We start from the raw sequence: 20,588 nt of genomic DNA, 5'->3' as shown, positions 1-20,588 counted from the left end.
GTTAGAAGCGACATTGTCGCGCAAGGGCTCCTAGCCACGCGATAACGCCCCCAATCGGCCTGTCAGGCCATGCCAGATACCGAGCAGCGCCATCTTCAAATGCTCGGTACGAGGCGACATGAACAAACTATAAATAACGAGCCGCCCCGGCAGCTTCACGAGCTCAGTCGACTTCCAACTCCAGGGCATGTAGCTGCGCTTAATCAGCGCAATTGCGTTGCGAAACTGATAGTAGTGACGCAGCGCGCCGTGTCCGGGATAAGGACGGCCGAACACCCGCACCGGCTCGCCGCCGAGCGAATGCGTCAGCTTCAGTTCGGGTGCACCCAACACCGAATAGCCGCGCTTACGCGCACGCACGCACCACTCGAGATCAACGAAATCGATGAAGAGTGCATCGTCCATCGGACCGATATCCGGCCATGCCCCGAGATTGATGCACGACCCCGACGTTATCAGGAAATCGACCTCCACCGGACCAGTCCCGACTGGCGCGATCCGATGCAGCCGCAACATCCCGAATCGCACGAATGGCGCGATGCCGCCCAGCCTGCCGTCTTCGTAAGCAGGCCCAACGAGTGCTACCTTCACGCCCCGCGCAAGCTCGCGTTCCATGGTGCGCGGCAGCGCCTGCAGCAATTCGTCCGATGGCTCGCTATCCTGGTCGAAAAGAATCGCACTACTGCAGCCACGTGCGATCAATGTCTCGACGCCCTGGTTGATTGCGGTGGCAATGCCAAGATTCGCCCCGTTAGGCAGATAGACGATGTGCGGCTCAAGTCCGAGTGCGGCGGCGTCCCGCACCTGCTCGGTGTTGTCGACCACCACGCAGGTGCCAAAATACCCTAGCCGGTTCGCTCGCTTGACGCATGCTGCGTCTGGACGGTAGAACACAACGACCATGCCGGTCCCGGCAGCGCCACCCACGCCTGCATCCATCAATCTTCGAGGCAAAGACGCAGTGCCTCGTCCCACATAGGCAGTCGCAGTCCGAACGTTTGCGCGAGCTTGTCACCCAAGAGACGCGAATTCGCCGGCCGCTTTGCTGGCACCGGATAGTCAGAAGCCGGGATCGGCAGTACGTTCGGCGTCTTGTCGCCCATAGCGATGCCGAGTATAGCCTGCGTGAAGCCGTGCCACGACGTGGCGCCGCCCGCTGTCAGGTTGTACACGCCCGATCGTTCGCTCCACCACGCCGCATCCCCGCCGCCCTGCGCCGCAAACCCTTGTGCGACGATGTGCGCGCTCGCCGCGGCGATCGTGCGCGACCAAGTTGGCGCACCGATCTGGTCGGCCACCACGTGCAACTCGGAACGCTCCGCGCCGAGTTTGAGCATCGTTAACAGGAAATTCTTGCCGCGGCGCCCATAAACCCAGCTCGTCCGAAGAACGAAATGTGCGCAGCCGCTCGCTGCGATTGCCTGTTCGCCCTCAAGCTTGGTGCGGCCATATACATTCTGCGGATTCGTGGCGTCGTCTTCCGCATACGGCGCGTCCTTCGTGCCGTCGAACACGTAGTCAGTTGAATAGTGGATCAAAGCTGCTCCACTCCGCGCCGCCTCTTCGGCAAGCACGCGCGGCGCTTCGGCATTCAGCCGCCGCGCAATGACTTCGTCCGACTCGGCCTTGTCCACGGCCGTATACGCTGCCGGATTCACGATCAGCGTCGGCTGCGCCTCGCGCACCACCTTACGCACTTGGTCGAGATCTGCCAGATCCATCGCCGCACGGTTGAGCCCCACCACGCGCCCAAGCCCCTGCAAGCTGCGCAGCAGCTCATAGCCCACCTGACCGTTCACACCCGTGACGAGAATCGTCGGCTGCTTGTCCATCACACCCTCACGCATACACTTCGGCTTCGACAAGCCGCTTGCCCGCCGCATCCTTCGCCGCCAGCAGCGGTTCGAAGTCGATAGGCCATTCGATGCCGATCTCCGCATCGTTCCACACAATGCTGCGTTCGTGCTCCGGGAACCAGTAGTCAGTCGTCTTGTAAAGAAACTGAGCCGACTCTGACAGCACGACGAATCCATGCGCAAAGCCGGGCGGCACCCACAACTGACGATGATTTTCAGCTGAAAGGTTCACGCCCACCCATTTGCCGAAATTCGCCGATCTGCGGCGAATGTCTACTGCGACGTCGAACACTTCCCCCTCGACAACTCGCACGAGCTTCCCCTGCGCATGCTCGACCTGGTAGTGCAGTCCACGCAGCACGCCCTTCGCAGAACGCGAATGATTGTCCTGGACGAACTCGACGCCCGCCTCGACCTGCTCTGCGAACTCGCGGCCGTTGAAACTTTCGTAAAAGAAGCCGCGCGAGTCGCCGAAAACCTTGGGCTCGATGATCTTGACTTCGGGAAGAGCAGTAGCCGTTACCGTGATGGCCATGCGACTTGATCCGTAATAATGTTTAACAGGTACTTCCCGTATCCGTTCTTCGCGAGGGGCGCAGCGAGCTTTTCCAGTTGCCCTACGTCAATCCAATGGCGACGATAAGCGATCTCTTCAGGACACGCCACGACAAGCCCCTGACGCTTCTGCAGCGTCGCGATAAACGTCGCCGCCTCGATCAGCGAGTCGTGCGTGCCGGTGTCGAGCCACGCATAACCGCGGCCCATGATCTCGACATTGAGCGCGCCATCGTTCAGATAGCGCGAATTGACGTCGGTGATTTCGAGTTCGCCGCGCGCAGACGGCTTGATATCTGCAGCGACATCGCACACGCGGTTGTCGTAGAAATAGAGCCCGGTAACCGCGTAGTTCGAGCGCGGCTTCGCCGGCTTCTCTTCGATCGACAGCGCACGAAAGCCTTTGTCGAACTCCACTACACCGTAACGCTCCGGATCCTGGACGTGGTAAGCAAACACCGTCGCGCCCGAAGCCTGCTCATCCGCGCGTTCGAGCTGCTTCGCGAGATCGTGGCCGTAAAAGATATTGTCGCCGAGAATGAGCGCCGACGGATCGTTGCCCACGAACTCCTTGCCGATGATGAACGCCTGCGCAAGACCATCCGGCGACGGCTGCACCGCGTACTGGAGGTTCATGCCCCACTGGCTGCCGTCTCCCAGCATCGATTCGAAGCGCGGCGTATCCTCCGGCGTCGAGATGATGAGCACGTCGCGAATACCTGCGATCATCAGAGTCGACAGCGGGTAGTAAATCATCGGCTTGTCGTACACCGGCAACAGTTGCTTCGAGACCGCATGGGTAATCGGATAAAGCCGCGTGCCGGAACCGCCGGCGAGAATTATGCCTTTGCGCGCCATGTCTACCACCTTTACGCGCGCTGCGCGTAGTTCGTTTCGACCCACTTGCGATAGTCGCCCGAAGCGACTTCGTCAGCCCACGCCTGGTTCTCGAGATACCAGCGCACCGTCTTCGCGAGACCGGTTTCGAAGGTTTCGGCGGGCTTCCAGCCGAGTTCACGCTCGAGTTTGCGCGCGTCGATCGCGTAGCGGCGGTCATGGCCGGGCCGATCGGTTACATAGGCGATCTGGTCGCGATATGAACCGGCAGCCTTCGGACGCAGTTCGTCGAGCAACTCGCACAGGGTATGCACGACTTCGAGATTCTTCTTTTCGTTCCAGCCGCCAACGTTATACGTCTCGCCGTTCTTGCCACGCGCGAGTACTTCACGAATCGCGCTGCAGTGGTCGCCCACGTACAGCCAGTCGCGCACGTTCTGGCCGTCCCCATACACGGGCAGCGGCCTGCCGGTGAGCGCATTCGCAATCATCAGCGGAATGAGCTTTTCGGGGAACTGGTACGGCCCGTAGTTGTTCGAGCAGTTCGTGGTGAGCGTGGGCAGACCGTACGTGTGGTGGTACGCACGCACAAGATGATCCGAGCCGGCCTTCGTCGCCGAGTACGGGCTGTTGGGCGCGTACGGCGTGGATTCCGAGAACTGCGGATCGGTTGCGGAGAGCGAGCCGAACACCTCGTCGGTGGACACATGCAGGAAACGGAATGCAGCCTTTTCGGCTTCGGGCAGACCGCTCCAGTACTGGCGAGTCGCTTCGAGCAGCGTAAAGGTGCCGACTACATTCGTCTGAACAAAATCGGCCGGACCATGAATCGAACGATCGACGTGACTTTCCGCGGCGAAATGCAGCACCGCACGCGGCTTGTGCTCAGCGAAAAGCGCGTCGAGCGCCGCACGGTCGCAGATGTCCACGCGCGCGAAGACGTGCTTCGGATTGCCTTGCAGCGATTGCAATGTTCCAAGATTGCCCGCATAGGTCAACTTGTCTACGTTCAGAACGGCTTCATCCGATTGACGCAGCCAATCAAGCACAAAGTTGGCGCCGATAAAGCCGGCGCCGCCCGTTACGAGAATCATGGAACTCCTTTATAGCGCGAGTTTGATAGCAAATCTGCCCTGCAGACCCCGACAGCAGAATGCTCGAAAGAAAGTTGCAAGAATGGCTGCTTGACGAGCAAATACTCGCCCTCAGTCACCTGGCATACTTCTGGCTCTGATTTTATGCCCACAATTATAAGGCCAGCCTGAGCGAATGCCATACCGCTAACATCTTGAAACAGCTTGACAAAATGAAATTTGACACTTATTCAACCATACGACTGCGGCCAACGCTCGCGCTACCGCGCGATAACAATGAAGTTGCCCGTTTTCTGGGTCATATCGTCGGGTCACATTGAGCACTCATGTGCGTAGCCCTTCACACTACGCGGCAAAACTATTCCTGTGATACCGTCACCCTCTTGTCCCGCGCCTTTCCGCGACTGATTCCGATTTAATGACCATGCACGTGCCGTACACAGCCCCGCTCGCCTTCGGCGATCTCCAAGGCTGCCTCACACCGTTTCGCGACCTGCTCGCCAAGGCAGCGCCCTCTGCGCATACGCCGCTGTGGTTCGCGGGCGACCTGATCAATCGCGGACCCGAGTCGCTGGAGACTCTGCGCGAAGTCATCGCGCTTGGTGAGCGCGGCGTTGCCGTGCTGGGCAATCACGATCTGCATCTGCTTTCAGTGTCGGCGGGCATCCGCAAGTCGAAAAAGGGCGACACCATCGACGACATCCTGAATGCGCCCGACGCTGAAGACCTGTTGGATTGGGTACGCCACCGCCCGATCGTGCACTACGAAAACGGCATGTTGATGGTACACGCGGGCGTGCTGCCGCAATGGGATCTCGATCTCACAATGGAGCTCGCGCACGAGCTCGAGCAAGCCTTGCGGCGCGACAACTGGAAGGAGACGCTCGCGGGTCTCTACGGGAACGAGCCGAACCGCTGGTCGAAGGACTTGAAGGGTATCGACCGGCTGCGCGTGACCTGCAGCGCGCTCACGCGCATGCGCTTTTGCGATCGCGACGGCGTGATGGATTTCACGTCGAGCGGAGGTCTAGCGTCCGCGCCGCCGGGTTTTATGCCGTGGTTCGACGTCCCCGGTCGCAAGACCGAAGACATCACCGTGGTCTTTGGCCATTGGGCGGCGCTTGGCCTGACCTTGCGCAAGAACGTGGTCGGGCTCGACTCGGGCTGCGTTTGGGGTGAACAGCTCTCGGCAGTTCACCTCGATGCCGATCCGGCCCATCGCATCCTCACCCAAGTGCCGTGCGAGAGTTGCCGCGCGGCGAGCAGTTGAACCTCACGCCGCCGCTCGCGTTCAGCGCTTCTTGTTGTACACGTGCGTGGTGCTCTTCACCCCTTTGGGGAATACACGACGTACAAGTCCGCGCGCCGCGGCGTCCGCCTGCAGCACGACATCGCGCACGGGCTCGTCAGGCCGCCCGCGAAACGAGGTGGGATGAAAGTATTCGGTGTCGCCCACCGGGTGATCCGAAAAGTAGTAATTCGACACACAGCAGCGCTGCTCCGTGCTCGCGTTCTTCGACACCGAATGCCACGAGTACTGGTTCGTCACCATCACGGCGAGGCGGTTGAAGCGGCTCACGATCGTCGTGGGCTCGGCTTTCGTGCCCTGCGGCCAGACTTCGAGGTTGCCACCCTTCTCTAGCGACCAGTCCGGCGAAACGTAATAGAGCAAATTCAGCACGCGATAGCGTTCGCGATCCTTGTCGTGCGAATTGTCGAGATGCGGGTTGAGGAAGTGACCCGGCCCCATCATCGAGATGCCGCCAGCGTAGAGATGCTCGTCTGGATAAAGCGAGCGCAGGCCGGTGATCTCTTTGACGAGTTCGACCACGCGCGGCATCTGGAACGCGAAGATGATCTCTTCGAGCAGCGGCGCGTGCGCATCCATTTGCGCCGACACGTATTTGAGTTCGCGCAAACTTTTGCGCAACATCATCTTCGACGTGTCAGGGAAGGCTGCGCGAATCGCTCGCGCGACGTCCTCCGGCAGTACATCGTCGATATGGAAGTGGTTGACGGGCGCCGTTTGCGACCATTGTTCGCGCAATCGAGCGCGTTCTGCTTCAAGGCGCTCCGCGATGCGCGCGCCGAGTTCCGTGCGATCCATGATCACTTGCCTGCTTTGATTGTTTTGCTTTCGATGACGCGCTTAAGTGTCACGATACCTGAATGGCCCCGGCTGCTGGCATAGGCACCGGCTCACCCCGCATCGTCTCCAACGCCTGCCCCACCGCCTCCTGCGCACGCGCCGCCAGCTTGCGTCGGTCATCCCCCGCTTCGATCGCCTCACCCACATAAACATGAGCGGTCAGCGGCCCAGCCTTGAGCATCGCGTCGAGCGAGTCTTTCAGCGAGAGATCATCGATATACGCCGGCGCCACCGACTGCCGCCCCTGCGCATCCTCATACAGAATACAAAGCGGCTGCACTGGCCGCCCAGCCGACACCGCTGCCTGGAACATGTTCGAGTGAAACGGCTTGAGCGCAAGACCATCCGTTGTCGTGCCTTCAGGAAACACACACATCAGCTCGCCGCGCGTAAGACGCTCGGCGAGTTCGTGCATGATGCGCTTCGCGTCGCTGCGCTTCTCGCGCTCGATGAATACGGTGTCGAGGTTATGCGCGAACCAGCCAATGAGCGGCCAATGACGGATCTCAGCCTTCGAGACAAACGGCGTCGGACGCCACGCGTTGATCACGTAGATGTCGATCCACGAAATGTGGTTGCTCACAACAAGCGCGCCCGCGTCGAGCCGCGCCGCGTCGTTGTGCACGACCAGCTTCAAGCCGCACAGCTCGAGCATCTTGAGGGACCATGCCCGGTTCATGGCGTGCCGCTGATCGGCGCTTGCACGCGGAAAGCGGATCGCGACAGTCAAAGCGCCGCGCAGCAAATGCGCGAGCAGGCGGGTCTTGCGAATGAAGAGGCTCATGGTCTACGAATGGCTGAATCGCGTGATCCTAGCAGACACACATGACATAAATCTGTCATGCGCGCTCGAAGCCCACACGGCCCGCCACGAGCGTCGCGCGCACCACCGCGGGCAGTTCGTAGCCGAGGAACGGCGTGTTGTGCCCCTGGCTCCTGAGCGCGCGCGGCTCGACACGCCAGTGCGCATGGGGATCGAACACGCAGACATCCGCGCTCGCGCCCACGGCAAGCCGTCCCGCGTCGCGCTGCATCACGGCAGCCGGCGCCGACGTCACATGGCCGAGCGCCCTCGCAAGCGGCACACGCGCTTCCTGCGCCCATTTCACGGTGAGCGAGAGGAACAGCTCGAGGCCCGTCGCGCCCGGCGTCGCTTCGGCGAAAGGCAGCAGCTTCTCGTCGTCATCCACGGGCGTGTGCTGCGAGCAGATCGCGTCGATCGTGCCATCGGCCAGGCCCGCGCGAATCGCCTCGCGATCGCGCTGCTGCCGCAGCGGCGGATCGAGCCGGAACTGCGCGTCGAAATAGCCGATGTCCATGTCGATCAAATGCAGATGATTGGCCGTGACGTCGCAAGTCACAGGCAAGCCCTCGGCTTTCGCGGCGCGCACGAGCCCCACGCCCGCCGCCGACGAAAGATGCTGGACATGCACACGCGCTCCTGTCACGCGCATCAGTTCGAAGAGCGTATGCAGCGCGATCGTCTCCGCGCTCACCGGCACGCCGGAGAGGCCCAGGCGTGAAGCCACCGCGCCGCTCGCGGCCACGCCACCCTTCGAGAGATATGCGTCCTGCGGCCGCAGCCACACGGCGTAGCCATAGGTGCTTGCATACTGCAGCGCGCGCAGCAGCACCTGAGTATCGGCAATCGGCGCATCGACCTGCGTGAAGCCGATGCAGCCTGCCTCGGTCAGCGACACCATCTCGGTGATCACCTGCCCTTTCAGCCCCACGGTAAGCGCGCCGAGCGGATGCATATGTGCACGCGCAAGCTTGCCCGCCCGGTGCTTGAGCATCTCGACGAGGCCTGCCTCGTCGAGCACGGGGTCCGTGTCGGGCGGGCACACGAGGCTCGTCACGCCGCCCGCGAGCGCCGCGTTCATCTCCGAGTCGAGCGTGGCCTTGTGTTCGTAGCCCGGCTCGCGCAGGCGCGCGCTCAGATCGACGAGACCGGGCGCGACAATGAGGCCGCGCGCGTCGATCGTTCTGTCCGCCTGAAAGCCCGCGGGCGCCGCACCAAGCGCGGCGATCTTGCCCGCTTCGATGTACACGTCCTGCTGTTGTTCGGTGCCCGCCGCCGGATCGATCAGCGTGCCGCCTTGAATATGGATCTTCATGTGCTGCCCTTACTGTTCTCGCCGCTTCAATCGTTGTTACTGGCGACGATGCCCATCACCGCCATGCGCACCGCAATGCCAAAGCTCACCTGGTCGAGGATCGCCGACTGCGGGCCGTCGGCGACCTGCGAGTCGATTTCCACGCCGCGATTCATCGGCCCCGGATGCATGACGATCGCATCGGGCGCGGCGAGCGCGAGGCGCTCGGGCGTCAAGCCCCAGCTCTTGAAGTACTCCTGCGCAGAAGGCAGCAGCGCGCCGCTCATGCGTTCGTTCTGCAGGCGCAGCATGATGACGACGTCGACGTCCTTCAGGCCTTCATCGAGGTTATGAAACACGCGCACGCCCATCTGTTCGAGCCCGCCCGGCAGCAGCGTACGCGGGCCGATGGCGCGTACCTCGGGCACGCCGAGCGTGGTCAGCGCGTGAATGTCCGAGCGCGCCACGCGCGAATGCAGGATGTCGCCCACGATCGCCACACGCAGATTCGTGAAATCGCGCTTGTAGTGGCGGATCGTGTACATGTCGAGCAGGCCTTGCGTCGGGTGCGCGTGGCGGCCGTCGCCGGCGTTGATCACGTGCACGTGCGGCGCGCAATGTTCAGCGATCAGATACGGCGCGCCGCTCGAGGCGTGGCGCACGACGAACATGTCGGCGTGCATCGCCGAAAGGTTGCCGATGGTGTCGAGCAGCGACTCGCCCTTGCTCGTCGACGAGGCGTTGATGTTCAGGTTGAGCACATCCGCCGAAAGACGCTTGGCCGCGATCTCGAACGTGGTGCGCGTGCGCGTGGAGTTCTCGAAGAACAGGTTGAATACCGACTTGCCGCGCAGCAGCGGCACCTTCTTCACGTCGCGGTCGGTCACGCTCACGAACTGCGTGGCGGTGTCGAGAACGTGTGTGAGAATTGCGCGCGACAAGCCCTCGATCGACAGCAGATGCTTGAGCTCGCCATTCTTGGTGAGCTGCGGATTGCCCTTGAGAAAGCCATAGCGAAACCGCTTGTCGTCCGCTTTGGACGCCGCGGGCGTGGGCTGTGTATTCATCGCGTGATTCCTGGGGATGTGATGGGCGGCGCGTGGCCAGCCTGCGCGCCTGTGCGTCTGCCACCGAGTGTGTTCGATGCGCCCGACGTGCGCCTCAGGCGCCGCTGCCCGGCTCGACGTGAAACGCGAAGAGACCGTCGGCGCTGTGTGCGAGCACAAGCGTCTCGCGCGCACCGATGCTCACCGCACCGCCGGTGAAGCGCGCGGACACCGGCAGTTCGCGCCCGCCACGTTCGGCGAGCACCGCGAGTTCGACCGAAGCCGGCCGACCGTAGTCGTAGAGTTCGTTGAGCGCGGCGCGCACGGTGCGGCCCGTGAACAGCACGTCGTCGACGAGCAGGATGTGGCGGCCTTCCACCGCGAAGGGCAGCGCCGTCGGGCTCGCCTTGCTGTGCAGGCCCTTCTTCGCATAGTCGTCGCGGTGCAGCGCAACGTTGAGCACGCCCCATTCGAGCGCGCCGACGTCATGTGCGAGCCGCTCGGCAATCCACGCGCCGCCGCTATGAATGCCGACGATCGCCACGCCGCCGGGCGCGCCGAACGCGTCGGCGGGATACGCCGCGCGGATCTCGTCGAGCAGGGCGAAATACAGCGCTTCAGCGTCGGGGATGATCATCGGGCAACTCGCGGGCCTGGTCAGTGCGGGAGTTCGTCGAGGTACTGCTGGAGAATCACGGAGGCCGCTTCGGCGTCGACATGTTCGACGCGTTCGCCGCGCTCACGCAGCCGCGCTTCGGCGTCGACAGACGAATAGCGCTCGTCCACCCACACCACCCGCAGGCCGAAGCGGCCATTGAGCTGGTTGCCAAAGCGCTTCGCGTGCTGCGTCATGATGTGCGGCGTGCCGTCCGGATGGCACGGCAGGCCGACCACGAGCAGATCGGGCTGCCATTCGCGCAGCAACGCGGCTATCGCTTCGAAGCGGTAGTCTCGACTCTTGTTGGGAATGACGGTGAGCGCCCGGGCGCTGCGCGTGAGCGCATTGCCGAGCGCGACGCCGATGCGCTTTTCGCCATAGTCGAACGCAAGCAAGGTGGCCTCGCCAGCCCCTCGCCCAGCGGCCACGCTCATGCGTGACCCGCCTCGCCCGAGAGCATCGACGAGGAAATGCCGAGCAGCGCGAGCGCCGCTTCAAAGCGCTCTTCGGCGGGCACGTCGAACACGATCTTCGGGTCGGCTTCGACCGTGAGCCAGCCATTCTTCGAGATTTCGTCCTCGAGCTGGCCGGCGCCCCAGCCGGCGTGGCCGAGCGTGAGCAGGAAGCGTTCGGGGCCGCTGCCGTTGGCAACGGCTTCGAGCACGTCCTTCGACGTGGTCATTTCAAGGCCGCCCGGCACCGACATCGACGACGTGTAGCTTGTGCCCTCGGCTCTCGCGTGCAGCACGAAGCCGCGCTCGGTCTGCACCGGGCCGCCGAAATAAACGGGCACGTGCAGGAGCGGCTCGATTTCGAGCTTCAGGTCGATGCGGGAAAAGAGCGCCTCGAGATCGATGTCGGTGGGCCGATTGATGACGAGACCGAGCGCGCCGCGCTCCGAATGATCGCAAAGGTAGACCACCGTTCCTGAAAACGTGGGATCCGCCATGTTCGGCATGGCGATCAGGAACTGGTTGGTCAGATTGATGCGATCGTTACTCTTGGACATGATTTGAATTCTAGCAAAGACGATGCGCAATGGCGGCGCGCTGCCAGGCCGGAGGTCGGGCGCCCGATGATGGCTGCCTTGCACCTTGCCAGCCGCGGCGCGTTGCGCATTGCAGGGAATGGCTCACTCTAACACGCGCGCGCTGTGCCCTTGCAAGGCAATCGGCCGATGGCGCAAGGCCGATGCCTGACCGCTGCAAGGTACGGCCAGCACCGCGAATCCACAGGCTCGACGGAGTCAGTGCGCAATATTTTGCACCGCATGTTGCGCCACGCCGTTGACGATTGCCACGCCAAGCGCACGCACCGCGGGCGTGGCGTCGGGCTGCGCGATACCCGCCGCGACCTTGTGCAGCATGGCGCGCAGCACCTCGCTGGCGTGCTCGATTGCCTCCGCGCCGGGCGGCTGAATTGACGGCGCGCCCCGCGCTTCGAGCGCCGCAAGCGTTGCCGCATGCGCGGTGCGCCGCCACGCGAGGCCCAGCGCGTCCGCGAGCTGGCCAATATGGCCGAGCCCGAGCGCCCAGGCGGCAGCGCCGATGCGGTACGCCGCTTCGGCGGCCACGAGCGCGTCTGCGGGCTCCGGGCTCGCGCCTGCGCCGCGCAACGTCAGCGTGCGCGAGTGCGTGCCGAGCGCGATCATCGCCGCATCGGCGGTCTGCAGAAAATCTTCATACGCATTGCCATTCACGACCAGCGCGCCCAGCTCGCGCGTGGGCGCCACGCGCGCCGCGAGCGCGCCGGCCTGCACGCTGCCGGCTTCCCACAGCGCCTCCGAGGCTTGCGTGCCGGCAATGTGCCACTCCACGGTCAAGCCGTAGTCATGCAGCAGATCGACGTCGGCAGTGTCTTCCGCGGCGGCCCCGAAGAGCGCGTAATCGCGCCACAGCAACGCGAGCGTGGAGCGCACGAGCGTTTGTGGCGCGAAGCGCAGGCCGCGCGCGTGCTCCCCGATCAGCAGATTGCAGCGTGCGTAAAGACGCCGCACACCTTCCTCTCCCCACGACGCCACGCCCCGCCGCAGCGCGCGTGCGCACGCAGCAGCAAGACGCCAGAAGTCGTACGGATCGGCGCTCGAGAGCTCGGCCATGCAGGCGTCCATCTCGTCGAACGCCGCGAGCGCGAGCGCATCGGCCGCGCGGCTGCCGTTGCCGGGCTGCGACTTCAGCGCAAGCAGGAGCGCCTGCTCGAAGCGCGCGCGCACCTGGCCAAATCGCTGCGCCGGCTGCGGATGCAGCGAAGCGGGCGCGAGCGGCCGGCCCAGCAGCGCGATGTCCTCGTAGGCGAGCGCAACACCCGGCATGTGCTCCGCGAGCGCAGCCACGAGCGCGTGCTGCCGCGCGAAAAGCGCGGGCGAGCACGCCAGTTCGCGCAGATTGCGACGCTCGAGCGCAGCGACGAGATCTTGCAGTGCCTCGCTGAACAAGGCGCGCATTTCAGCGTCCTTCGCTTCCTCGGGCGCATGGAGCGGCCGCGCGGGCAGGCCCGGAGGCGGCGCTACGGGCACCGGCGCGGCAAGCGCGAGCGGGGAAGCGAGGAGCAGCGTGTCGGCGAAGCGCGCGGCGGCGAGCCAGCCGGCGTCGTGCAGCGTGCGGGAAGCCTGGCGCAGCGGCCGGGCAACGTCACGCTGCGCTTCAAGCGCGGCGAGCGCCTGGGCGAGCGCGCCGTGCGCGAACGGCACCGTGCCGCCGCGCGGATTCGGCAACGCTTCGAACCGCACATCAGAGCTTGAAGGATGACTCATAGGGCAGCGCCGAAAACGTTAGCGGGCCGACCAGGCGGGCGATCTCGACCAAAACGTCGACACAAGCATCGACAACCGTGGCGGCAAGCGCAAATACGGTGCCAGCCGTCGCGACATCGCGAGCCGCACCGCACTCGACACACTTCTGGAATCTGCAGCCAGACTGCGCACCGGCCCTCGCCCGTTACCTGCGAAACGCGTGAGAAACACGTCGGTAGCGCGCGAGAACCACGCGCAGCCGCGAGCGTGGTCTCAGATCTGGACCATCTCGAAGTCTTCCTTGCGCGCGCCGCACTCAGGGCAGGTCCAGTTGATCGGGACATCCTCCCAGCGCGTGCCGGGGGCAATGCCTTCGTCTGGCAAACCGGCTTCTTCGTCGTAAATCCAGCCGCAGATCAGGCACATCCAGCTTCTATATTCCATTCTTATGCCGCGTCGAAAAGTCCGAAACCAGTCGGAAAAAAATCGGGGAAACGAGAGCCATGATGGTACCTTGTTGCCGTTTCCATGCCTAGCAAGAGGAAATCTGGCCTGCACGGGTTGACATCCTTCCCGGCCCGAAGGCAGAGAATTCCTACGGTGCTTCGGCCGCGATAGCCTGAGTCACTTCGGCGGGTTCCTGCTTCGACGGGCGGCCCGACTGCGCCATCCCTCCACAGGCAATAACGGCATGGCCTGCCGCTAAAACATTGATAGCACCGACGTGATCGGCGTTTGCTTCGTGTCCGCACTTGATACAGGCGAACAGCGCCTGAGCCTTGCGGTTTTCGGCCGAAATATGGCCGCAGCAGGGGCAAGTCCTGCTGGTGTTCTTCGGATTGACGGCGATGAAATAGCCGCCGCGCCATGCCGTTTTGTACTCTAGCTAGCGACGGAATTCGCCCCAGCCTTGATCCATGATGGACTTGTTGAGTCCAGACTTGGTGCGGACATTGCGTCCCGGCGCTTCTGCGCTGCCCGATGCTGACTTGGACATATTGCGCACCTGCAAATCCTCTACTGCGACCATCGCGTGGTTTTTGCTGATCGTGTTCGATGCTTTGTGCAGGAAGTCGTTTCGCGCGTTTGCGATGCGCGCGTGAATCTTCTGGACGCGGGCTTTCGCCTTCTTCCAGTTGCTGCTGCCTTTGACCTTGCGCGCCATGCGGCGCTGATACTTCGCGAGACGTTGCTCGTGTTTCTTGAAACTGTTGAGCGGCACGATATACGTGCCGTCGCTCATTGTTGCAAAGCGCGCGATACCCACGTCAATACCGATGGCGGGGCCATGCGGAACTGGCACTTCTACTTCGCGCGCCGTGAGGATAGACACGTACCACTTGCTAGCGCGCAGCAGCACCGTTGCACTGCGGACTTCGCCGACCACGTCGCGGCTGTTGCGGTAGCGAATCCAGCCGAGCTTTGGAACCTTGATGCGCCCGTTCTCGGAATCAACGGAAATCTGCTTCTTGTCAGGGTACAGGAAACCATCGCCCATCTCCTTGCGCTTGAAGCGCGGGAAGGCGGCGCGGCCTTCGAAGAAGTTTTTATATGCGCGCTCGAGATTCTTGAGCGCATGCTGCTGCGCATGGACCGGGGTTTCTGAGAGCCACGGCGTATCCGCACTGTTGCGCCATTCGGTGAGGTGCTTCGCCATCCGCACGTAGCCGATGAACTTCTCGCCAGCCTTGTGGTTTTCCTGCTGCAACGCCAGCGCCTTGTTATAGACGAAGCGACACGCGCCCGCGAACTGGCGCAGCTTGCGCGCTTGCTCGCCGGTCGGCATGAGTTCGAATTTGAAGGCTTGGACTCGTTGCATGGCGCGCATTATAGTAGTTTGGCCTTCCAAACCAACGCAAGAGGAATTTATGGGGCGTCCACGCAGTACATACGCGGAATTGAGGCATGGAAGACATTGCGTATTTTCGATGCATGTTCACTTGGTCTTCGTAACCAAATACCGGCGCGACGTATTCACTAAGGCGATCCTTGATGACATGCGGATCGTGTTCGCCAACGTGTGCCGCGACTTCGAAGCCAAGCTAGTGGAATTTGACGGCGAAGACGATCATGTACATTTATTGGTGAATTACCCGCCGAAGGTGGCTGTGTCCGCGCTCGTGAACAGCCTGAAAGGCGTTTCCAGCCGCATGATTCGCCAGAAGAACTATCCGAGTATCCAGCACAAGCTGTGCGGCGGAGCGCTTTGGTCGCCGTCATACTTCGCCGGTAGTTGCGGCGGCGCCCCGATCGCGGTCGTGCGTCAGTACATAGAACAGCAGCGGACGCAGCACTAAGGCCCACTAGAAGGACGCCGTTGGCGTCCTCGCTATTCTTTCCCACCGCGGGCGGCTCGTGCGACGCGAAATAATCCTCGCGCGCGCCGTGGTCATCCGTCCCCCGGATTCATCGATAAGCCGCATAATTGCAGCATTCTCTTATGACGGCGCGGTACACCGCGCCCGAAGTCCAATCCATCTCGCCACGTTCATGCCCAGCGACACCCCTCCCATCGTCCTCACCTTCGGCCTTTCCGACCCGACAGGCGGCGGCGGACTCCAGGCTGACCTGCTCACGCTCGCCAGCATGGGTTGCCACGGCGTCACCGCGTTGACCGGCTACACGGTGCGCGACTCCGCGGGCTGCGACGAAGTGACCGGCCTCGATCCGGAAACCGTCGCCACCCAGGCGCGCATGCTGCTCGAAGACATGCCCATCGCGGCGTTCAAGGTTGGAGCGGGCGCGCGCGCCGAAGTCGTGAGCGCGATCGCCGAAGTGGTCGCCGACTACGACGACGTGCCGCTCATCCTCGCTCCCGACTTCACGCTCGACGACGAACACGTGCTCGCCGCCGACGAACTGCGCGAAGCCATGGCTGACCTGCTCGTGCCGCAAACCACGCTGCTTGTTGCCGATTCCGCAACGCTCATCGCGCTCGCGCAGCCGGACGGCGACGCGGAAGCGCCCAGCGTCGACGCGGCTATCGCGCACCTGCTCGCCACGGGCTGCGAGTACATCCTGGCAATGGAAACGGGCACGCATCGCGTGGTCAACACGCTGTATTGCGAAGACGGCCAGCTGCGCCAGGATCTGTGGGACCGCTCCACGCAGCCGATGATGGGCGTGACCGACACGCTCGGCGCCGCCATTGCCGCACTGCTCGCGAACGGCCAGGAACCGCCCGAGGCCGTGCGTGAGGCGCAGGAATATGTGTATCAGGCCGTGCAGAGTGCGTTCAGGCCGGGCATGGGGGCGTGGCTGCCCGACCGCTTCTTCTGGGCGCGCAGTAACGACTCGGACGCGGACGAAGCCTCGCCCGGCGAAGCGAAGCAATAACGCTCGCGGCGCGGCGGCGCGTGCACCACGCGCAAACCGTACAGACGAAAAAAAACCCGCATCGCTGCGGGTTTTTTCTTTCCGGGCTGGGGAAACACACCTCGCGGCGTGTCCCCCGCACTTCGATGTAATTTCGGCGCAAGCCGTAATTACATGTCCATGCCCATGCCACCCATGCCGCCGGGCATGCCGCCAGCCATCGGAGCATCTTCCTTCGGCACTTCAGCAACAGCTGCGTCCGTCGTCAGGAGCAGGCCAGCAACCGAAGCTGCGTTTTGCAGCGCGGTGCGCGTGACCTTCGTCGGGTCGACCACGCCGGCTTCAACCATGTCGACGTATTCGCCGGTCGCTGCGTTGTAGCCGTAGTTGCCCGAACCAGCGGCAACCGCTGCCACGACCACCGACGCTTCTTCGCCACCGTTCGTGACGATCTGGCGCAGCGGCTCTTCCATGGCGCGCAGGACGATCTTGATACCGGCGTCCTGGTCAGCGTTGGCGCCCTTCACGTTGGCGATTGCCGTACGTGCACGGATCAGCGCAACGCCGCCGCCCGGGACGATGCCTTCTTCAACGGCAGCGCGGGTTGCGTGCAGCGCGTCTTCCACGCGTGCCTTCTTTTCCTTCATTTCGACTTCGGTCGCAGCGCCGACCTTGATCACTGCCACGCCGCCTGCCAGCTTGGCAACGCGCTCTTGCAGCTTTTCACGGTCGTAGTCCGACGTCGCTTCTTCGATTTGCGTGCGGATTTGCTTCACGCGCGCTTCGATGTTCACGGCTTCGCCAGCGCCGTCGATGATCGTCGTGTTTTCCTTGCCCACTTCGATGCGCTTCGCTTGACCGAGTTCGTTCAGCGTTGCCTTTTCGAGCGTGAGGCCGGTTTCTTCCGCGATGACTTGACCGCCGGTCAGGATCGCGATGTCTTCCAGCATGGCCTTGCGACGGTCGCCGAAGCCCGGAGCCTTGACAGCAACGGTCTTCAGGATGCCGCGGATGTTGTTGACGACCAGCGTGGCCAGTGCCTCGCCTTCGACGTCTTCAGCGATGATCAGCAGCGGACGGCCAGCCTTCGCGACTTGTTCCAGAACCGGCAGCAGATCGCGGATGTTCGAGATCTTCTTGTCGAACAGCAGGACGAACGGGCTTTCCAGCACGGCGACTTGCTTGTCCGGGTTGTTGATGAAGTACGGCGAGAGGTAGCCGCGGTCGAACTGCATACCTTCGACGACTTCCAGCTCGTCTTGCAGCGACTTGCCGTCTTCGACGGTGATGACGCCTTCCTTGCCGACCTTGTCCATCGCTTCAGCGATACGGTCGCCGATCGACGTGTCGCTGTTTGCCGAGATCGAGCCGACTTGAGCGATTTCCTTGTTGGTCGTGCAGGGCTTGCTGACCTTGCGCAGCTCTTCGATTGCTGCTGCGACGGCCTTGTCGATGCCGCGCTTCAGGTCCATCGGGTTCATGCCCGATGCGACGTACTTCATGCCTTCGCGGACGATCGACTGGGCCAGAACCGTAGCCGTCGTCGTGCCGTCACCGGCGTTGTCGCTGGTCTTGGACGCGACTTCCTTGACCATTTGCGCGCCCATGTTCTGGAGCTTGTCCTTGAGCTCGATTTCCTTTGCGACCGAGACACCGTCCTTGGTGACCGTCGGGCCGCCGAACGAGCGCTCGAGCACCACGTTGCGGCCCTTCGGACCCAGCGTGACCTTCACTGCGTTGGCGAGAATGTTCACGCCTTCAACCATCTTGGAACGGGCGGAATCGCCGAACACGACGTCTTTAGCTGCCATCTTCTAACTCCTTGAATTCTTGAATAGTGAGCGGTGGAATGAACTTACTTGTTCACCACGGCCATGATGTCTTCTTCGCGCATCACGAGCAGTTCGTTGCCATCGACCTTGACGGTCTGGCCAGCGTACTTGCCGAACAGGACGCGATCGCCGACCTTCACGTCGAGCGCGATCAGGGCGCCCTTGTCGTCGCGCTTGCCCGGGCCGATGGCCAGGACTTCGCCTTGATCCGGCTTTTCTGCCGCTGCGTCCGGGATCACGATGCCCGAAGCGGTCTTGGTTTCTTGATCCAGGCGCTTGACGATCACGCGATCATGCAAAGGACGAAGGTTCATGGATGTTCCTCTGTTGATTGGGACTTGAAGAGACTCAAGAAAACCTGGCTGCCGACAACCGCCAGCCAGAGATGTTTATGCACCGAGCGTTGTTAGCACTCTCATGCGGTGAGTGCTAATTATATGGACGGGTGGTGACAAATTCAAGAAGGGGCGGAATGGGGAATCATCGCTGCCATCCATTCGACCCTAAAGACACTCTTGCTCATTCCAGTTGCGGCTATCGGCTGGCGGCTTTGCGTGCCATATCAGAATATTTTTCAATTAAAACAATTAGATAGACAGACACGACGCTCGGCTCGACACGTAACCGCATCGATCTGAACGCAACTGCGTCGAGTAACCGGGCCCCGGTCCGCCGGGTCATCCGGGACGCCTCTCGGGGAAATCCCCAACCTTGTGCAACCCACAAAGTCGGTCGATTCGAGGGCCAGAGTGCTGCATGCACAGAACGCCAAGCCGCGTCGGATCTGACGTAAGTCCGATTGTTCGGCGCACAACGGATATGTGCGGTAGCCAACACCGGCAAATAACGGATGAATGGAAAATCACTCATATGATCTTTCGAGCGGCTGCGCCGGTTCAGGCACCGCCGCTCTCCTGCGCATGCAGATCGTGGGTTCCGCGAGGCTTCGCCGATCGCTTCAACGACGATCCTGAACATGCCGAAATGGCGTCGCCATGACGGTGGAACGACAGCATGTCCGCTCAGACGACTGGTAACCAGAGTATCCCCACACCGTGCAAGCACTGTGGCGGAGTGCTCTACCTGCACGTCGATCTCTGCCCTTACTGCGGCACGGATCGCCCGCTCGACGCGGCTGCACCCGCGCGCCCGAAAGCCACGTTAGCAGTCGTTGGTTCCGCAGCCGCCCCTATGCGTGCCGTCGCACAGGTATCGCTTGCCGGCGCGGCCGCATCCAATCGCCCATCGGTGCAGGCCGACTATCTGCATAACTACCAACTCGAGGAACAGCGGCCGTTCTGGCACACGGGTAAAGGGCGCTTCGCGAAGGGCGTATTGCTCGCCTGGCTCATTGTCGCAATCGCATACGCTGCGTTTCTGCTGTACAGCGCCAGGCATCGGCAGGAAAGAGAAGTACGCGCCACGCGTGCAAGCTTCGCGGAGCAAAGCTTGCCAAACGCAAATGCTGCACTTGCGCGTGACGCGAACAATGAAGAAGCGCACGAGATACCGCGCGGCGGCGCGCTGGCGCAGCAACGCCGCGATAACGCGCTGCAAAACGCGGACCGATGTGCCGAGCAACGCGCATGGGATTGCGTGCGAGAACAGGCCTCAGAGGCGCTCGCGATTGACCCGGGCAGCCAGCACGCGCGATCGCTGATGGAGCGCGCCATCCGGGCGACGGGCTGGTCGCCGCTGAGTTCGCCGAAAAGCACCACCGCACAAGCCGACGCGAGCGTGCCACTGCCGCGCGGCGCAGCTACCGTACCGCTGCCTTCGTCGCATGATCGGGGCGCGGCCAGGCCGGCCGTACCGAACGAGCCGACCGCAATCGCGTCCCCTCCCCCGCTGCCGGACGCGACCAGCACAACAACGAACGAGAACCCACCGGAACTCGGCAGTGCGAGTGCAAGCGTTGCGACAACCGCCGCGAGCCACTCCGCAACCGCCGATGCCGTCGATGAGGACAGCAGCGATAGCGGCGTCGATGAACAGCAACGCGCGATTCTCGAGCTTGGGTGGAAGCACGCTTCATCCTCCGAAGCTGCGCATTGAGAACGACTACAGAACAGATCGTCTGCCGTACAACCCAGACAGAGGCGGGAGAGAGACCATGTTGAAAACGACTCTAGCGGGAGTGGCGACGCTGATCGCCCTGCTTTTCTCGGCGCTCGCCGTCGCAGCAGACGCGAACTACAAGATCGTGACCGGCCCAGAGCGCGGTACGTACATTCAGATCGGCCAGGATCTGTCGAAATGGGTGGCGCCGCAGGCGGGCATCGACCTCGAGGTGATTCCATCGAAAGGCTCGGCGGAAAACGTGCAACGCATGCGTTTCGAGCCCGGTGTGAAGCTCGCACTCGTGCAGTCCGACGTCTATCAGGCCTACGTCGATATGGCCAACTCCGGCAACGAAGAA

21 protein-coding genes and 1 pseudogene are annotated in these 20,588 nt (G+C 62.7%); 5 read left to right on the top strand and 17 right to left on the bottom strand.

Annotated elements, in window-relative coordinates; genetic code table 11:
* Positions 1-30: 30 nt before the first annotated feature.
* The 5 genes from U5A52_RS23115 to rfbB are packed head-to-tail and all read right to left on the bottom strand — an operon-like array spanning position 31 to position 4,342.
* The gene (locus tag U5A52_RS23115) at positions 31-939 is read right to left on the bottom strand and encodes a glycosyltransferase family 2 protein (RefSeq protein WP_321936389.1); all 909 of its coding nucleotides are present in this window, start codon (positions 937-939) and stop codon (positions 31-33) included.
* Positions 939-1,847 (bottom strand): dTDP-4-dehydrorhamnose reductase, encoded by a 909-nt coding sequence (gene rfbD / locus U5A52_RS23110; RefSeq protein WP_321936388.1) that lies wholly within the window; start codon positions 1,845-1,847, stop codon positions 939-941. Before rfbD ends, U5A52_RS23115 begins: the two co-directional genes overlap by 1 nt.
* Entirely contained in the window at positions 1,840-2,391 is a 552-nt protein-coding gene (rfbC, locus tag U5A52_RS23105; protein ID WP_321936387.1) for a dTDP-4-dehydrorhamnose 3,5-epimerase, read from the bottom strand. Before rfbC ends, rfbD begins: the two co-directional genes overlap by 8 nt.
* The gene (gene rfbA / locus U5A52_RS23100) at positions 2,376-3,269 is read right to left on the bottom strand and encodes a glucose-1-phosphate thymidylyltransferase RfbA (protein ID WP_321936386.1); all 894 of its coding nucleotides are present in this window, start codon (positions 3,267-3,269) and stop codon (positions 2,376-2,378) included. The genes rfbC and rfbA overlap by 16 nt, the downstream gene beginning before the upstream one ends.
* An 11-nt stretch (positions 3,270-3,280) precedes the next feature.
* Positions 3,281-4,342, bottom strand: coding sequence for a dTDP-glucose 4,6-dehydratase (rfbB, locus tag U5A52_RS23095; RefSeq protein WP_321936385.1), 1,062 nt, complete (start codon positions 4,340-4,342; stop codon positions 3,281-3,283).
* A 424-nt stretch (positions 4,343-4,766) separates the two neighbouring features.
* On the opposite strand from rfbB, the gene U5A52_RS23090 reads away from it, so the two are divergent.
* Positions 4,767-5,612 (top strand): symmetrical bis(5'-nucleosyl)-tetraphosphatase, encoded by an 846-nt coding sequence (locus U5A52_RS23090; protein WP_321936489.1) that lies wholly within the window; start codon positions 4,767-4,769, stop codon positions 5,610-5,612.
* A gap of 21 nt (positions 5,613-5,633) precedes the next feature.
* On the opposite strand, the gene U5A52_RS23085 is transcribed toward U5A52_RS23090, so the two are convergent.
* The 10 genes and pseudogenes from U5A52_RS23085 to U5A52_RS23040 all read right to left on the bottom strand — a co-directional run bounded on the left by U5A52_RS23085 (position 5,634) and on the right by U5A52_RS23040 (position 14,841).
* Complete coding sequence (locus U5A52_RS23085) at positions 5,634-6,449, bottom strand: 2OG-Fe(II) oxygenase (protein WP_321936384.1); 816 nt, start codon at positions 6,447-6,449, stop codon at positions 5,634-5,636.
* Between the two features lie 49 nt (positions 6,450-6,498).
* Positions 6,499-7,275, bottom strand: a complete 777-nt coding sequence (locus U5A52_RS23080) for a lysophospholipid acyltransferase family protein (RefSeq protein ID WP_321936383.1) — start codon at positions 7,273-7,275, stop codon at positions 6,499-6,501.
* Between the two features lie 55 nt (positions 7,276-7,330).
* Entirely contained in the window at positions 7,331-8,608 is a 1,278-nt protein-coding gene (locus U5A52_RS23075; protein WP_321936382.1) for a dihydroorotase, read from the bottom strand.
* Positions 8,609-8,634: 26 nt separating this feature from the next.
* Positions 8,635-9,654, bottom strand: a complete 1,020-nt coding sequence (locus tag U5A52_RS23070; RefSeq protein WP_321936381.1) for an aspartate carbamoyltransferase catalytic subunit — start codon at positions 9,652-9,654, stop codon at positions 8,635-8,637.
* 94 nt (positions 9,655-9,748) lie between these two features.
* The gene (gene pyrR / locus U5A52_RS23065) at positions 9,749-10,270 is read right to left on the bottom strand and encodes a bifunctional pyr operon transcriptional regulator/uracil phosphoribosyltransferase PyrR (protein ID WP_321936380.1); all 522 of its coding nucleotides are present in this window, start codon (positions 10,268-10,270) and stop codon (positions 9,749-9,751) included.
* A gap of 20 nt (positions 10,271-10,290) precedes the next feature.
* On the bottom strand, positions 10,291-10,725 hold the full coding sequence (ruvX, locus tag U5A52_RS23060; RefSeq protein WP_321936379.1) for a Holliday junction resolvase RuvX: 435 nt from the start codon (positions 10,723-10,725) through the stop codon (positions 10,291-10,293).
* Positions 10,722-11,300, bottom strand: coding sequence for a YqgE/AlgH family protein (locus U5A52_RS23055; RefSeq protein ID WP_158757151.1), 579 nt, complete (start codon positions 11,298-11,300; stop codon positions 10,722-10,724). The genes ruvX and U5A52_RS23055 overlap by 4 nt, the downstream gene beginning before the upstream one ends.
* Positions 11,301-11,537: 237 nt before the next feature.
* Positions 11,538-13,043, bottom strand: a complete 1,506-nt coding sequence (locus U5A52_RS23050; protein WP_321936378.1) for a hypothetical protein — start codon at positions 13,041-13,043, stop codon at positions 11,538-11,540.
* Positions 13,044-13,295: 252 nt separating this feature from the next.
* Positions 13,296-13,466: a rubredoxin gene (locus tag U5A52_RS23045; RefSeq protein ID WP_008342674.1), complete on the bottom strand. Its 171-nt coding sequence runs from the start codon at positions 13,464-13,466 to the stop codon at positions 13,296-13,298.
* A 151-nt stretch (positions 13,467-13,617) separates the two neighbouring features.
* Positions 13,618-14,841 (bottom strand): annotated as a pseudogene (locus tag U5A52_RS23040) (RNA-guided endonuclease InsQ/TnpB family protein).
* Between the two features lie 49 nt (positions 14,842-14,890).
* On the opposite strand from U5A52_RS23040, the gene tnpA reads away from it, so the two are divergent.
* Both tnpA and U5A52_RS23030 read left to right on the top strand, forming a co-directional pair.
* Entirely contained in the window at positions 14,891-15,319 is a 429-nt protein-coding gene (tnpA, locus tag U5A52_RS23035) for an IS200/IS605 family transposase (protein WP_321936488.1), read from the top strand.
* Between the two features lie 193 nt (positions 15,320-15,512).
* A complete protein-coding gene (locus U5A52_RS23030; RefSeq protein ID WP_321912986.1) occupies positions 15,513-16,358 on the top strand; it encodes a hydroxymethylpyrimidine/phosphomethylpyrimidine kinase in 846 nt (281 codons plus the stop codon).
* A gap of 149 nt (positions 16,359-16,507) precedes the next feature.
* Here the strand turns inward: U5A52_RS23030 and groL are convergent, their stop codons facing one another.
* A complete protein-coding gene (gene groL, locus U5A52_RS23025) occupies positions 16,508-18,148 on the bottom strand; it encodes a chaperonin GroEL (RefSeq protein WP_321912987.1) in 1,641 nt (546 codons plus the stop codon).
* 44 nt (positions 18,149-18,192) lie between these two features.
* The gene (groES, locus tag U5A52_RS23020; protein WP_028202123.1) at positions 18,193-18,483 is read right to left on the bottom strand and encodes a co-chaperone GroES; all 291 of its coding nucleotides are present in this window, start codon (positions 18,481-18,483) and stop codon (positions 18,193-18,195) included.
* Positions 18,484-19,360: 877 nt separating this feature from the next.
* Here groES and U5A52_RS23015 point away from each other — a divergent pair.
* Together U5A52_RS23015 and U5A52_RS23010 are read left to right on the top strand one after the other, a co-directional pair.
* A complete protein-coding gene (locus U5A52_RS23015; RefSeq protein WP_321936377.1) occupies positions 19,361-20,224 on the top strand; it encodes a hypothetical protein in 864 nt (287 codons plus the stop codon).
* 58 nt (positions 20,225-20,282) lie between these two features.
* Positions 20,283-20,588 (top strand): TAXI family TRAP transporter solute-binding subunit (locus tag U5A52_RS23010; protein WP_321936376.1); only part of this gene is annotated, 306 nt, incomplete at its 3' end.

This window comes from Paraburkholderia sp. J8-2 (assembly GCF_905220195.1).
Lineage (GTDB): Bacteria > Pseudomonadota > Gammaproteobacteria > Burkholderiales > Burkholderiaceae > Paraburkholderia.
The sequence above is the reverse complement of the archived record's forward strand: the minus strand, read 5'-3'. Positions and strand labels throughout refer to the sequence as shown.

What these genes read in the sequence shown, in the direction of transcription:
- rfbC (WP_321936387.1), bottom strand. Translation starts at nt 2,391, where the DNA reads ATGGCCATCACGGTAACGGCTACTGCTCTTCCCGAAGTCAAGATCATC.
- pyrR (WP_321936380.1), bottom strand. Translation starts at nt 10,270, where the DNA reads ATGATCATCCCCGACGCTGAAGCGCTGTATTTCGCCCTGCTCGACGAG.
- U5A52_RS23090 (WP_321936489.1), top strand. Translation starts at nt 4,767, where the DNA reads ATGCACGTGCCGTACACAGCCCCGCTCGCCTTCGGCGATCTCCAAGGC.
- rfbA (WP_321936386.1), bottom strand. Translation starts at nt 3,269, where the DNA reads ATGGCGCGCAAAGGCATAATTCTCGCCGGCGGTTCCGGCACGCGGCTT.
- U5A52_RS23080 (WP_321936383.1), bottom strand. Translation starts at nt 7,275, where the DNA reads ATGAGCCTCTTCATTCGCAAGACCCGCCTGCTCGCGCATTTGCTGCGC.
- rfbB (WP_321936385.1), bottom strand. Translation starts at nt 4,342, where the DNA reads ATGATTCTCGTAACGGGCGGCGCCGGCTTTATCGGCGCCAACTTTGTG.
- U5A52_RS23015 (WP_321936377.1), top strand. Translation starts at nt 19,361, where the DNA reads ATGCGTGCCGTCGCACAGGTATCGCTTGCCGGCGCGGCCGCATCCAAT.
- U5A52_RS23055 (WP_158757151.1), bottom strand. Translation starts at nt 11,300, where the DNA reads ATGTCCAAGAGTAACGATCGCATCAATCTGACCAACCAGTTCCTGATC.
- U5A52_RS23045 (WP_008342674.1), bottom strand. Translation starts at nt 13,466, where the DNA reads ATGGAATATAGAAGCTGGATGTGCCTGATCTGCGGCTGGATTTACGAC.
- U5A52_RS23075 (WP_321936382.1), bottom strand. Translation starts at nt 8,608, where the DNA reads ATGAAGATCCATATTCAAGGCGGCACGCTGATCGATCCGGCGGCGGGC.
- U5A52_RS23085 (WP_321936384.1), bottom strand. Translation starts at nt 6,449, where the DNA reads ATGGATCGCACGGAACTCGGCGCGCGCATCGCGGAGCGCCTTGAAGCA.
- U5A52_RS23050 (WP_321936378.1), bottom strand. Translation starts at nt 13,043, where the DNA reads ATGAGTCATCCTTCAAGCTCTGATGTGCGGTTCGAAGCGTTGCCGAAT.
- rfbD (WP_321936388.1), bottom strand. Translation starts at nt 1,847, where the DNA reads ATGCGTGAGGGTGTGATGGACAAGCAGCCGACGATTCTCGTCACGGGT.
- tnpA (WP_321936488.1), top strand. Translation starts at nt 14,891, where the DNA reads ATGGGGCGTCCACGCAGTACATACGCGGAATTGAGGCATGGAAGACAT.
- groL (WP_321912987.1), bottom strand. Translation starts at nt 18,148, where the DNA reads ATGGCAGCTAAAGACGTCGTGTTCGGCGATTCCGCCCGTTCCAAGATG.
- U5A52_RS23070 (WP_321936381.1), bottom strand. Translation starts at nt 9,654, where the DNA reads ATGAATACACAGCCCACGCCCGCGGCGTCCAAAGCGGACGACAAGCGG.
- groES (WP_028202123.1), bottom strand. Translation starts at nt 18,483, where the DNA reads ATGAACCTTCGTCCTTTGCATGATCGCGTGATCGTCAAGCGCCTGGAT.
- U5A52_RS23030 (WP_321912986.1), top strand. Translation starts at nt 15,513, where the DNA reads ATGCCCAGCGACACCCCTCCCATCGTCCTCACCTTCGGCCTTTCCGAC.
- ruvX (WP_321936379.1), bottom strand. Translation starts at nt 10,725, where the DNA reads ATGAGCGTGGCCGCTGGGCGAGGGGCTGGCGAGGCCACCTTGCTTGCG.
- U5A52_RS23115 (WP_321936389.1), bottom strand. Translation starts at nt 939, where the DNA reads ATGGATGCAGGCGTGGGTGGCGCTGCCGGGACCGGCATGGTCGTTGTG.